Source organism: Mucilaginibacter sp. CSA2-8R (genome assembly GCF_038806765.1).
Taxonomy (GTDB): domain Bacteria; phylum Bacteroidota; class Bacteroidia; order Sphingobacteriales; family Sphingobacteriaceae; genus Mucilaginibacter.
Window position 1 is genome coordinate 775,270 of sequence record NZ_CP152389.1, and the last position, 13,281, is coordinate 788,550.

Below are 13,281 nucleotides of genomic sequence, written 5' to 3' on the forward strand. Positions count from 1 at the left end.
TCAATCATGGCATTAAAGTTAACCAAAAGCACAGAAATTGTGAATTCGGGTTATTGTTTTATAGTCGCGATGTTAAAACAAGTGAGGTATTTTAGCTGATTTTGGGCATCAATAAGGGGTAAATTCAACTTGCCCTGTGAATTAGCTATTTAACTATCACCCCATCTTTCATCACCATATTTACCTGTTTTACCGCTTTAATATCTTCAGCAGGATTGCCTTCAACAGCTACCAAATCGGCCAGGTAACCGGATTTGATTTGCCCTAACTGAGGTAGTCTGAACACTTCGGCGTTTATTGAGGTAGCCGAGCGGAGGGCATCCATAGGTTTCATGCCATACTCTACCATGAGCAACAGTTCGCGGGCATTATCCCCGTGAGGGAAAACGCCCACATCGCCGCCAAAGCAAATAGTAACGCCGGCTTTAAGCGCCTGGGTAAATGAGATGTGTTTGCGTTTGATGCGCTCGGGCTCCGGGTCTGTACCTTTTTTCCAGCCGCGGTACATACTGGTGGCCTCGCCTGCAGCAAGGGTAGGGCACAGAGCTACATTGTGCTCTTTCATCAGCTTAAATATCTCTGGTGTACCGTCATCACCATGCTCAATGGTAGTTACTCCGGCCAGTGTAGCCCGCCGCATACCTTCGACCGTGCCGGAATGTACGGCTACGGTGCGCCCGCTGCTGCCGGCTACCTGTACCGCCAGTTTCAGTTCTTCGAGTGTAAACGTAGGAGCAGCCTTGTTATTAAATCCCCAGCGGTAATCGGCATATAACTTTATTACATCTGCACCGTGGCCAATCTGCGAGCGTATAGCGCGGGTCAGGCCTTCAGTTCCGTCAGCTTCTTCGGCTCCCTGTGGCAAAACAGTTTCGGCCACGGTACTTTTGGGGCCGTAACTTCCGGTAGCTACAATAGCGCGGGTGGCAGTCAATATACGCGGGCCAGTAATTACGCCTTTATCAATGGCTGCCTTTAACCCTACGTCGTCATACCCTGCGCCCTCGGTGCCTAACTCGCGCGTAGTAGTAAAGCCATGCAGCAAAGTTTCGCGGGCGTGGTTTACTGCCCGGGCAGTGCGCTCGGCGCGGCTTTCGGTCAACACCTGGTCGTTCCAACTGGTTTCGTTGTAAGGATGCAGAAACAGGTGGGAGTGACCCTCAATCATGCCTGGCATTAAGGTCATACCACTTAATACTTTTACCTCGGCTTGCGGTGGTGCTTTGATTTGTGCAGACGGGCCTGCGGCTTCAATTTGATTTCCATGCACCAGTACCCACCACCCAGTATGCATTTCCCGCCCATCGAATACCCGGTCGGGTTTAAATAAAGTATAATCCCGTTTATTGGTTTGTGCCCGCAAACTGCAGGTAATACATAATAGCAGTAAGCAAATCCGAACGAAGTTTTTCATCGTGTTTAAAGATAAAAAAGTGGCTGGCCGGGATTTTATAAATATTTTTAAAAAATTTAAATAAGCCGTGCAACCTTTTCGCAATATCTGTCATCTACCTATCAAATGCTGTTTCTAAAACACAAATATTCAACCGAAGACCTGATTGCAAGGTGTAAAACAGCCGACCGTAAAGCACAGGAACTGTTGTACAAACAGTTTGCTGCAAAAATGATGGCGGTTTGCCTGCGTTACGCTACCGACAAGATGGAGGCAGAAGATATGTTGCAAAATGGCTTTATAAAGGTTTTTCAAAAAATAAACGATTACCGCGGCGACGGAAGTTTTGAAGGATGGGTAAGACGAATTATGGTACACGCCTCGATAGAATATTACCGCAAGCATCATAAAATGGTGCAAATGGATATTGAAGAAAGTGGTTTTGAGCAGCCGGTAAACGCACTTGCGGCATCAAGCCTGGAGGCTAAAGATTTATTGAGTCTGATAAACCAGCTACCAGCAGGTTACCGCATGGTTTTTAACCTGTATGCTATTGAAGGTTACTCGCACCGCGAAATTGCCGATATGGCCGGTATTACCGAGGGGGCGTCTAAATCGCAGCTATCAAGGGCGCGTACTATTTTAAAACAAAAAATTGAACAACTGGAGGGTAAGCAATATGAATATGCAGGATAAAGATTTTGACGACTTGTTCCGCACTAAGCTGGGTAACTTGGAGGCTGAGCCTTCTGCCCGTGTTTGGAATAATATTTCTGCCGAGTTGCACGGCTCTAAAAAACGTAAATTATCACCGGTTTGGAGCATTGCCGCCACTACGGTATTATTATTAAGTGCTGCTGCGTGGTTTTTAACTAACAAGCCGATTGAAAACCAGCAAAACCAGGTAGCTGCAAACAGAAAGCAAGTAGTTATTAAAAATCAACCTGCAGAAAATAACATTAAAACAGTTACTCCTGATGTAATGGAACAGTTTGCTGAAGCTACCGGAAATAGGCGCATCGTTGTAAATAAAATAGCCCACGTAGAGCGTAAAAACGTCCGCCAGCTAAATAACACAGCCGCATCGGGAAAACAAGTGCTTACTCAATCTGTACTCGTTCAGGAAAATGCTCCGGTAATCAATACGATAAATCAGCCTGTGTTAGCGGCGGTAGTTAACCAGCCCGAAAACCAGGCCGTAGTACCCGACATGAACTTAAATAATCAAAGGTTAACAGCCACGGCCGAAAACGTTATTCAGCCCGAGTTTGTGAAAACTTCTGAGGCTATGATAGACCGCCAGCCTGAACGGAAAAAGAAACGCGGCATTCATACCTTAGGCGGACTGATTAATGTTGTGATTGCCAAGGTAGACAAACGCGAAGATAAGATTATTGAGTTTACCGAAACAGATGATGACCAGGCCAATATTACCGGCATTAACCTGGGCTTATTTAAAGTAAAAAAGGAAAAATAATTTATTCAACACTATTCAAATAAACACTCACATGAAACGCTTAATTTATACTGCCATATTGTGTGCAGCCGCCACTGGTGTGTTTGCGCAAACGGTAACTACCACTACTACCAAAGTAACCACCACTACTACCGTTACCGATAAGGGTGATACCATCAGAACGCAGACTGATACACTTAAAACGAAACGCAAAGGATTTAAATTTAAATTTGGCCAAGGCGATGATGTTAGTTCGGTATCAGTAAACCGCCGCGATACCGTAAAAAGAGTATCTAAAGAGCCTGGTTTTTCATGGGGTTTAACCTTCTCTCGTTTTGATTTAGGTTTAGCCACCCTGATTGATAATGGCAGCTTCAATCTGTCTCCGAAGAATAATTTTTTGCGTTACCGGTCATGGAAAAGCAGTAACGTTGGTTTTGACATTGTGCAGGCAGGTTACCGTTTTAACAGCTCATTCCGTATTTATGTATCGGGTGGTTTTGACTGGACTCATTTTCGCTTGAGGGAGAATATCACCATACAGCAAGATCAGCCAACCCTTACTTACACCCGCGATAACATTGATTACAGTAAAAACCGGTTCACTTCCAGCTATTTCCGTATCCCGTTAACGTTTGACTGGAGAAGCCATGTAAACAATGAAGGCAAGCGTTTCCATCTAGCCGGCGGCCCCATGATTGGTATTTTGTATAACGGCCGGGTTAAACAAATCAGCGACGAAAACGGCAAACAGAAGTTTAACAACGATTACCATTTTACCAAGTTGCGTTATGGTTTAACCGGCCGGGTAGGTTACGGCTCATGGGGTATATATGCTAAATACTACTTTAACGATATGTTTGATACCCCTGCTCAAGATGGTTTGCGTAACTTCTCGTTCGGGTTTATGTTTGGGTTTTAAAATCTTTACAGCTTATAATTTTGTAAGGGCTGCCTGTTAAGGCGGCCTTTGTTGCATTTGTATATCTTTGCGGCATGGTAAATCCGGCTTTTTTTAAAGCGACCGATGTGAGCAAGGTATATCCTGGCAAACTTCAATCGGGCGTAAAATCAATTGATATTAGTATACAGCAAGGCAAAATTACCGCCATTATAGGCGAGAGTGGCAGTGGTAAAAGCACGCTGCTGCGTTTGCTGTTTGGTTTGCTTACGCTAGATGCCGGGCTTGTAGAATTTAAAGGCGAGCGCGTTTGGGGACCGGATGAAAAGCTGATTCCTGGTCATGACCGCATGAAGATGGTTACGCAGCATACTGACGACTTAAACCTGTTTGCCAAGGTTTGGGACAATGTGGCTATCCTGATGCCCAATACTAATTTGCAGGCCAAGCAGGAACAAACCGAAAAGCTGCTACGCCAGCTAAATATGCTGCACCTGGCCGAAAAGCGCGTATCTGAATTAAGCGGCGGCGAGAAGCAGCGCGTGGCCATTGCCAGGGCGCTGATTACCCAGCCTGAAGTGTTACTGTTAGATGAACCTTTTAACCAGGTAGATACTACTTTTAGGGACGGGTTGCAGCAGGACATTCGCCGCGTGGTTAAAGAAACCGGACTTACCGTTATCATTGTATCGCACGACCCGGCAGAGGTATTATCAATGGCGGATGAACTGGTGGTTATTAAAAGTGGCCAAGTGCTTGAGATGGGGGCGCCTAAGGATGTATATAACCATCCAAAAAATCTATACACCGCATTGCTACTATCTCACAGTAATGTATTGACCGATGATGACGCACGACGGCTTCATATCAACGCATACGAAAAACAGGTTGTGATTTACCCGGAATGGATAAAGCCGGTGGCCGAAAAGGCAAATGGCAGTGAGTGGACTGTTGAAGAAATACTATTTAAAGGGGCCTATGAGGAAGTGCACGTAGTAAATGCCGGCACCCGCGTACACTTTGTTAACTTTAACCTGGGGGCTTTTGAGGAGGGGAGCCGCATAGCAATTAAAGTGAAGAAATACCTCGCTTATTAACAAAAGTTACCAATAAAAAAGGGATAAACTCAGCTATTGTGTTTATCCCTTTTTTGTGGATTTTATACTAAGTACTCAAACAGCGTCTGGTCGCGGTTAACCTCGATAACATCAAAACGATGTTCTTCCATGCGTTGTAACAATGCCGGATAGTCATCCGCTGATTTTAATTCGATGCCAACGAGGGCAGGGCCCCGCTCGCGTTCGGTTTTTTTGATAAACTCAAACCGGGTAATATCATCGTACGGACCCAATACGTTATTTACAAACAACTTTAATGCACCTGGGCGTTGCGGGAAACGAACGATGAAATAATGCTTAAGGCCTTCGTATAACAGCGATTGCTCCTTGATTTCGCCCATACGGTCGATATCGTTGTTGCCGCCGCTAACAACGCAAACTATCTTTTTGCCTTTGATATGCTCTTTACATAAATCGAGTACGGCTACAGATAGTGCCCCTGCTGGCTCAACTACAATGGCATCTTCGTTATAAAGCTTCAGGATGGTAGTACATACTTTGCCTTCGGGTACCGAAAGCATTTCGTCTAATACCTCGCTGCATATCTGGTAGGTGAACTGGCCAACACGCTTAACAGCTGCCCCATCTACAAAACGGTTTATTTGCGATAGGGTATAAGGCTGCCCGCGGCGAATAGCTTCTACCATGGATGGTGCGCCGTCAGGCTCCACACCAATAAGCTTGATATCGGGGTTGGTTTGCTTTAAATAACTACCTGTGCCTGCTGCCAGGCCGCCACCGCCTACCGGCATAATTACAACTTGTGTATCGGGCAGGTCTTCCAGTATTTCGAGGCCTACGGTACCTTGTCCTTCTATTATGCGGTAATCATCAAAAGGTGGAACAAAGATCATCTGGTGCGCTTCGGTATAAGACAGCGCCGCCTGCAAACAGTCATCAAACGTGTCGCCGGTTAAAACAATTTCTATATTGCCATTACCGAACATTTGCGTTTGTTTTACCTTTTGCTTAGGGGTAATTTCGGGCATAAAAATAACACCCTTGATGCCCATCCTGCGGCACGAAAAGGCTACACCTTGCGCATGGTTACCGGCACTGGCACAAACCACGCCTTTGGCTAATTGCTCAGCCGTAAGCTGGCTAATCATGTTATAAGCGCCACGCAGTTTATATGACCGCACTACCTGCAGATCTTCGCGCTTTAAGTAAACCTCGCACTCGTATTTGTCTGACAGGCCTTGGTTAAACTCGAGCGGCGTACGTTTTACTATATCTTTTAAACGTTCTTTAGCTTCAGTAAAATGGAGCTGCTTTTGGGTTTCAGTGTCCATATCGTTACTGCTTAACCAAACGATGAGCTACTAAGGTAAGCAGGTCATTATCGTCGATGTTTAATTTGCTGTCGGCCAGCGTTAAAAAGCGGCGATATGCTTCAGCTAATTCTTCTTTGTTTAAATGCTGTCCTAAGCGGTCTAAGTGAAACTTAAGGGCATGGCGACCGCTACGTGCAGTAAGCACGATGCTGGCGCTCGGGAAACCCACATCCTCCGGACGGATGATCTCGTAATTTTCGCGGTTTTTCAAAAAACCATCCTGGTGTATGCCCGAGCTATGCGCAAAAGCGTTACTGCCTACAATGGCTTTATTAGGTTGTACCGGCATACGCATTTGGGTACTGATCATGCGGCTCAGCTCGTAAAAGCTTTGCGTATTGATATTAGTGTGCAGGCCCAGGCTTTGGTGTGTTTTTAAAATCATCACTACCTCTTCAATAGAGGTGTTACCTGCACGTTCGCCAATACCGTTAATAGTACCTTCAATCTGGCGTGCACCATTTTGTAAACCGGCTACCGAGTTAGCGGTGGCCAAGCCCAAATCGTTATGGCAATGTACCGAGATGATGGCTTTATCAATGTTTTTTACATTCTCTTTCAGAAAACGGATTTTGCTGCCATACTGGTCTGGCAGGCAGTAGCCGTTAGTATCCGGAATGTTTACTACGGTGGCACCGGCTGCAATAACTGCCTCTACCATTTTGGCTAAATACTCAATATCTGCACGGCCGGCATCCTCAGCATAAAATTCAATATCTTCAACTGATTTTTTGGCGTATTTAACCGCTTCAACAGCGCGCTCCAAAATTTCTTCGCGGGTGCTGTTAAACTTGGTTTTAATGTGCATGTCCGACGAGCCAATACCGGTGTGTATACGCGGGTTCTTGGCATATTTCAGGGCTTCGGCAGCAGCGTCAATATCGCCTTTGTGTGCACGGGTAAGTGCACAAACGGTAGGTGCCTTAACTGCCTTGGCAATTTCTACCACGCTTTGAAAATCGCCCGGACTTGATGCCGGAAAACCGGCCTCAATAATGTCAACGCCCAGCGCTTCCAGTTCGCGCGCAATCTCAATCTTTTCAGGCGTGGTTAACTGGCAGCCCGGTACTTGTTCACCATCACGCAGGGTGGTGTCAAATACGTAAACTCGGTTTGGATCGTGTAACATGTGTTTTATCTTTATTTTGTGTTCGGATGTCTGAGATCGGTTAAATCAGTAATCTGTTTCCCAGCCTTAGAGATCAGCTTATTCTTTTATAGCTATAAATCTTAATCTTTTATAATCGGCATACCACTGCCCGTTTTCGTTGTAATGCGGCTCTAACAAATCGGTGATTTCTTGCACCAGTTGCAGTTGTACAGCATCAGAAACTCCTGTGAAATACTGTGCGCCAAACATTTTAATCCATTTAGCTACACCCTGGTTGCCGTCTTGCAATGGTGTTTTGCGATCGAAATGACTGGCAAATGTAACCCTGAAGCCTTGGCGCTCTAACAGGCTACTGTACTCGCCGAGCGACGGGAAATACCAAACCTGTGTTTCGGCCTGCTGGTGGTAGCCATGTTGCTGCAGCACCTGTTTAATAGCTGCTCGCAACCGGCCGATGTTGCCTTTGCCGCCCATTTCGGCCACAAAGCGGCCGCCTGGCTTCAGCGCTTCATATACAGACTTTATTACACCGCCTGCGTTATGTACCCAATGCAGTGCGGCGTTCGAAAAAACAGCATCATACGGATACTCTACAGTAAAGCTGGCTGCATCAGCTACCTCAAAATTGATGGTTGGATATTTAAACCGTGCTTGCGCTATCATTTCGGCCGAATAGTCGGTGCCACTTACGTCGGCGCCCAACTGCTGTATCTGGTGAGTTAGGTCGCCCGTGCCGCAACCAATATCCAGAATGTGCTCGCCTGGTTTTACATTTAATAATTCTACTACGCTTGCTCCAAATTGGGAAACAAAGCTGTGTTTATCATCATATAAATCTGCGTTCCACTTCATACGCGTTTAATCTTGATTTCAATGCTTAAGGATGATTCATCGATTTAGCATGAATCATCCTTAAGTCTTGTTATACAGCTTTATGGCCTGTATAAAAAATTTAACCTAAAGCCGGTTTGGCTAAAAACTGGAGTACCATTTTACCCATAGCTTCAGTACCTAAAATCTTGTCAGCGTCGGTGTGCGTGTCGGAAATGTCGCCAGTTCGGTACCCTGCTTTCAACACATGGTCAATAGCGCTGGTTATCCGTTTAGCTTCCTCTTTTAGGCCAAAGCTTATTTCGAGCATCAGCGCAACAGACAAAATAGAGGCCAGTGGATTAGCTTTGTTTTGGCCGGCAATATCATGCGCCGAACCATGAATAGGTTCGAAAAATCCGGTGCCATCACCCACCGATGCTGATGCCAGCATACCCATAGAGCCAGCTATTTGCGAAGCTTCATCAGTTAAAATATCACCAAAAAGATTGGCAGTTAATACTACGTCAAACTTTTTAGGGTTTTTAACCAGTTGCATGGCCGCATTGTCGATAAACATATGCTCTGTTTCTACATCCGTATATTCTTTAGCCAGTTCTTGCACTACCTCGCGCCATAGGCGTGATGATTCAAGTACATTTGCCTTATCTACCGAACATAAACGTTTGCTGCGGGCGCGTGCGGCTTCGAATGCCTTGCGGGCAATACGTTCTACTTCGTAACGGTGATAAATCATCAGGTCGGATGCGGTATTGCGGTCTTCGCTGCGTGTTTTTTCGCCAAAATAAACATCGCCGGTTAGCTCCCTGAAAAACAGGATATCGGTACCGCGCAGCACAGCGGGTTTTAAGCTTGACGCATCCAGTAACTCGTCGAATAAAACGATAGGGCGCAGGTTAGCATACAGGCCCAGTTCCTTACGTATCTTTAACAAACCCTGCTCGGGGCGTACTTTAGCCGACGGGTCGTTATCATACTTGGCATGACCTACAGCACCAAATAAAATAGCATCGCTGGCTTTAGCTTTTTCGAGTGTTTCATCAGGCAATGGGTTACCTGTAGCTTCAATAGCTACGTGCCCCATCAGTGCTTCGTCGAATGTAAACTCATGGCCAAATTCGGCAGCAATTTGTTTTAGTACAGCCTGACCCCAGGTAGTTACCTCCGGTCCGATGCCATCGCCCGGTATGACTAATATATTTTTTTTGATCCCCATGTATGTGTTGGTGTTTTAAGCCAATTATAGCTGTCAACCTGTAATTATCTTTTTTCGAATTCTTCTACCAGTTGCTTGTTACTCAGGATGTAATCAATATCGTCATACCCGTTGGTTAAACAGGCTTTTTTGTACGGATTGATTTCAAAAGTTTCCTGCTCGCCGGTATTGACTATTTTGATGAATTGATTATCGAGATCAACCTCTACCTGTGCATGCGCATCAGCATAAACGGCGTCGAAAAGCTTTTTTAAAAAGTCGTCGCTCACTTGTATTGGTAGTAAACCGTTGTTAAGCGCGTTACCTTTAAATATGTCGGCAAAAAAGCTGCTTACTACTACGTCAAAGCCATAATCGGCAATGGCCCAGGCGGCATGCTCACGACTACTGCCGCAACCAAAGTTTTTACCGGCCACTAAAATTTTGCCGGAGTAAGTAGGATGATTGAGCACAAAATCCTCCTTCGGATTGCCCTCTTTATCAAAGCGCCAGTCGCGAAATAGGTTATTGCCAAAGCCATCACGCGTGGTGGCCTTTAAAAACCTGGCCGGAATAATCTGGTCGGTATCAATGTTTTCTATAGGCAACGGCACTATAGATGATTGTAAGTGTTTAAAAATCTTGGTTGCCATTGCTTATCCTACTAACTCCTCTTCCTGAAGAAATTCTCTGATATCGGTTACTTTCCCAGTTATTGCTGCTGCTGCTGCAGATAGGGGACTGGCCAGGAAAGTACGTGAGTCTGGTCCCTGACGGCCTTCAAAATTGCGGTTAGAGGTAGATATACAATATTTTCCTGCCGGAATTTTATCCTCATTCATGCCTAAACAAGCACTGCATCCAGGTTCGCGCAACGGGAAACCGGCTGCTTCAAATACTTTGTCTAAGCCTTCGGCAATGGCTTGTTGCTGTACCTGCTTAGAACCGGGCACTACCCATACCGTTACATTATCGGCTTTATGTTTGCCTTTAATAAAATCAGCTACCAGCCTTAAGTCTTCAATGCGCGAGTTGGTGCAGCTACCGATAAATACATAATCAATAGGTTTACCTAAGAGGCTCTGGTCTTCGTGCAGCCCCATGTAGTTTAAAGCCTTTGCATAAGAGCCTTGTTCTTTAGCTTCAAAACTTGCAGTTTCGGGTACATGCTGTGTAATACCAATACCCATGCCCGGGTTTGTGCCGTAAGTAATCATCGGTTCAATGTCGGCAGCATCAAAATACAGTTCGCTGTCAAATTGTGCATCATTGTCAGAATACAGCGTTTTCCAATAGGCAACTGCTTTATCCCATTCTTCGCCCTGGGGGGCAAACTTGCGGCCTTTAACATACTCGATGGTAGTTTCGTCGGGAGCAATCAAGCCGCCCCGAGCGCCCATTTCAATACTCATGTTACAGATAGTCATGCGGCCCTCCATACTCAGAGAGCGGATGGTATCGCCGGCGTATTCTACAAAATAACCGGTACCGCCTGCAGCTGATATTTTAGAAATGATGTATAAGATGATATCTTTAGCACCTACACCTTTTTGCAGGGTGCCGTTCACCTCAATTTTCATGCGTTTAGGACGCTGTTGCAACAGGCACTGCGTGGCCATTACCTGTTCCACCTGTGATGTGCCAATACCAAAAGCAATAGCGCCAAAGGCACCGTGTGTTGAGGTATGGCTATCGCCACAAACGTAAGTACAACCCGGACGGGTGATACCCAACTCCGGACCAATAACATGCACGATGCCTTGGTATTGATGGCCTAAACCATACAGTTCAATCCCAAACTCAGCGCAGTTTTTGGTCAGCATATCTACCTGGTAGCGCGAAAGCTCTTCTTTAATGGGCAAATGCTGGTCCCAGGTAGGTACGTTGTGGTCGGCGGTAGCCACCGTTTGTTTTGGCCTGAAAACAGGCAAGCCCCGCTGGCGTAAACCATCAAAGGCCTGAGGGCTGGTTACCTCGTGTATAAAGTGAGTATCAATGTATAAAATATCCGGGAAACCTTCCTTGCTGCTCACCACGTGCGCATCCCATATTTTATCAAACAGTGTTTGTCCCATTTTTTATTAAGTGTCAAGTAACAAGTACCAGCTAGCAAGTAATAAGTATCAAGATTTTAGAAAAATTGATACTTATTACTTGCTACCTGATACCACAAATTTAAGCTTCTACTTCCTGGTTTTCAGGGCGCAGGCTGCGTACGGTTTTACCGGCTTGCCATAATTCGCTTTCGCGTAATTCTTTCAACTCTTCGTTCAGTTTTTCGCGATAATCTGGCTGGCTATTGCTGTCGATAGAACGCTGAGATTCTTTACCGGTAGCAACGCTTTCGTATAATTCTTCAAATACCGGTTTAGTAGCATCACGGAATTTTTTCCACCAGTCTAATGCACCGCGTTGTGCAGTGGTCGAACAATTGGCATACATCCAGTCCATACCGTTTTCGGCAACCAATGGCATCAGTGATTGAGTTAATTCTTCAACGGTTTCGTTAAAAGCTTCAGAAGGTGTATGGCCTTTGCTGCGTAATACATCATATTGGGCAGCAAAAATACCCTGGATACAACCCATCAGTGTACCGCGCTCACCAGTTAAATCACTGAATACTTCTTTTTTGAAGTCGGTTTCGAACAAATAACCACTACCAACGGCAATACCCAAGGCAATAACACGGTCAGAAGCTTTACCGGTAGCATCCTGGAAAATAGCAAAGCTAGAGTTTAAGCCGCGGCCTTGTAAAAACATACGGCGCAGCGAAGTACCCGAACCTTTAGGAGCTACCAAAAATACGTCGACATCTTTTGGTGGAACGATGCCGGTTTGCTCATTAAAAGTAATACCGAAACCATGTGAAAAGTATAGGGCTTTACCAGGAGTTAAGTGTTTTTGAACAGTTGGCCAAAGCTCAATTTGGGCAGCGTCGCTTAATAAATAGCAAATGATAGTTCCTTTTTCAAGAGCTTCTTCAATCTCAAATAAAGTTTCGCCGGGTACAAAGCCATCACTGATTGCTTTATCCCAAGTTTTTGAATTTTTACGCTGACCAACAATTACATTAATGCCATTGTCTTTTTGGTTAAGCGCCTGGCCCGGACCTTGTACACCGTAACCAATAACCGCTACTACTTCATTTTTTAAAACATCCTGTGCTTTTAATAACGGAAATTCTTCGCGGGTTACTACGTTTTCTTCGGTGCCGCCAAAATTTAATTTTGCCATGATTTGATTTGTTTTTGCTTTTCGGTTTTAAGTTTTCCGACTTCTATTGAATGTGTAATATTTTATCTGTTATGGTAAGAAGAGTCCTTACATGGTAAATACCTTGTCGCCCTGGTTCAGGTATTCATTCTCAATCACATCTTCGCCTGGTTCCCTGCGTTCAAATTCGCGCAGTTTACGGTTAAAGCCTTCGCTGTCTTTAATGATAGCAATACGTGCTGTACGTACAAACTCAATGAGCCCAAACGGTTGCAGTACTTTAATCAGGTTGTCTGTTTCTTCGCGATGACCAGTAGTTTCAAACACTACATAGTCTTTACGGATAACCACCGCACGGGCGCCGTTTTCGCGTAGTAAACGTTCTACGGCAACCTTTTCGGCTATTACATCTGCCGGTACTTTATACAGGGCCATTTCCTGCCAAATTACGTCTGCGTTGGTATGGTAGTATACTTTTAATACTTCTACCTGCTTTTCTATTTGCCGGGCCAGTTTACGTACTACGTCCTCCGTTTCGGTGATCACAATATTGAAGCGATGAATGCTATCAATTTCTGAAGGAGAGGTGTTAAGGCTATCGATATTAATTTTACGGCGGGTAAAAATAATAGCAATACGATTCAGTAAACCTATTTGGTTTTCGGTATATACGGTGATGTTAAATTCTTGTTTACCCTCGGGTAATGTATTGGCGTTACTCATAGTGAT

General features: G+C 45.1%; 13 protein-coding genes. 4 read left to right on the top strand and 9 right to left on the bottom strand.

Annotated elements, in window-relative coordinates; genetic code table 11:
• Nucleotides 1-145 precede the first annotated feature (145 nt).
• Complete coding sequence (locus AAGR14_RS03345) at nucleotides 146-1,414, bottom strand: amidohydrolase family protein (protein WP_342647184.1); 1,269 nt, start codon at nucleotides 1,412-1,414, stop codon at nucleotides 146-148.
• 105 nt (nucleotides 1,415-1,519) lie between these two features.
• Here AAGR14_RS03345 and AAGR14_RS03350 point away from each other — a divergent pair, with 105 nt between their 5' ends.
• The 4 genes from AAGR14_RS03350 (at nucleotide 1,520) to AAGR14_RS03365 (ending at nucleotide 4,847) form a co-directional block, all read left to right on the top strand.
• Nucleotides 1,520-2,089 (top strand): RNA polymerase sigma factor, encoded by a 570-nt coding sequence (locus tag AAGR14_RS03350; protein WP_342647185.1) that lies wholly within the window; start codon nucleotides 1,520-1,522, stop codon nucleotides 2,087-2,089.
• Entirely contained in the window at nucleotides 2,073-2,870 is a 798-nt protein-coding gene (locus AAGR14_RS03355) for a hypothetical protein (protein WP_342647186.1), read from the top strand. Before AAGR14_RS03350 ends, AAGR14_RS03355 begins: the two co-directional genes overlap by 17 nt.
• A 31-nt stretch (nucleotides 2,871-2,901) precedes the next feature.
• Nucleotides 2,902-3,771 carry a PorT family protein gene (locus AAGR14_RS03360; protein ID WP_342647187.1) on the top strand — a complete coding sequence of 290 codons (870 nt, stop codon included), beginning with the start codon at nucleotides 2,902-2,904 and terminating at the stop codon, nucleotides 3,769-3,771.
• 74 nt (nucleotides 3,772-3,845) lie between these two features.
• Nucleotides 3,846-4,847 carry an ABC transporter ATP-binding protein gene (locus AAGR14_RS03365; protein WP_342647188.1) on the top strand — a complete coding sequence of 334 codons (1,002 nt, stop codon included), beginning with the start codon at nucleotides 3,846-3,848 and terminating at the stop codon, nucleotides 4,845-4,847.
• A gap of 62 nt (nucleotides 4,848-4,909) precedes the next feature.
• Here AAGR14_RS03365 and ilvA read toward each other — a convergent pair whose 3' ends face one another.
• The 8 genes from ilvA to ilvN all read right to left on the bottom strand — a co-directional run bounded on the left by ilvA (nucleotide 4,910) and on the right by ilvN (nucleotide 13,275).
• Nucleotides 4,910-6,160, bottom strand: coding sequence for a threonine ammonia-lyase IlvA (gene ilvA, locus AAGR14_RS03370; RefSeq protein WP_342647189.1), 1,251 nt, complete (start codon nucleotides 6,158-6,160; stop codon nucleotides 4,910-4,912).
• 4 nt (nucleotides 6,161-6,164) lie between these two features.
• Complete coding sequence (locus tag AAGR14_RS03375; protein WP_342647190.1) at nucleotides 6,165-7,331, bottom strand: 2-isopropylmalate synthase; 1,167 nt, start codon at nucleotides 7,329-7,331, stop codon at nucleotides 6,165-6,167.
• A 78-nt stretch (nucleotides 7,332-7,409) separates the two neighbouring features.
• Nucleotides 7,410-8,165: a methyltransferase domain-containing protein gene (locus AAGR14_RS03380; RefSeq protein ID WP_342647191.1), complete on the bottom strand. Its 756-nt coding sequence runs from the start codon at nucleotides 8,163-8,165 to the stop codon at nucleotides 7,410-7,412.
• A 100-nt stretch (nucleotides 8,166-8,265) separates the two neighbouring features.
• Nucleotides 8,266-9,354, bottom strand: coding sequence for a 3-isopropylmalate dehydrogenase (gene leuB, locus AAGR14_RS03385; protein ID WP_342648725.1), 1,089 nt, complete (start codon nucleotides 9,352-9,354; stop codon nucleotides 8,266-8,268).
• 50 nt (nucleotides 9,355-9,404) lie between these two features.
• Nucleotides 9,405-9,992: a 3-isopropylmalate dehydratase small subunit gene (leuD, locus tag AAGR14_RS03390; protein WP_342647192.1), complete on the bottom strand. Its 588-nt coding sequence runs from the start codon at nucleotides 9,990-9,992 to the stop codon at nucleotides 9,405-9,407.
• A gap of 3 nt (nucleotides 9,993-9,995) precedes the next feature.
• Complete coding sequence (gene leuC / locus AAGR14_RS03395) at nucleotides 9,996-11,414, bottom strand: 3-isopropylmalate dehydratase large subunit (RefSeq protein ID WP_342647193.1); 1,419 nt, start codon at nucleotides 11,412-11,414, stop codon at nucleotides 9,996-9,998.
• Nucleotides 11,415-11,514: 100 nt separating this feature from the next.
• Complete coding sequence (ilvC, locus tag AAGR14_RS03400; protein WP_342647194.1) at nucleotides 11,515-12,573, bottom strand: ketol-acid reductoisomerase; 1,059 nt, start codon at nucleotides 12,571-12,573, stop codon at nucleotides 11,515-11,517.
• A gap of 87 nt (nucleotides 12,574-12,660) precedes the next feature.
• The gene (ilvN, locus tag AAGR14_RS03405; RefSeq protein ID WP_342647195.1) at nucleotides 12,661-13,275 is read right to left on the bottom strand and encodes an acetolactate synthase small subunit; all 615 of its coding nucleotides are present in this window, start codon (nucleotides 13,273-13,275) and stop codon (nucleotides 12,661-12,663) included.
• Nucleotides 13,276-13,281: the final 6 nt, after the last annotated feature.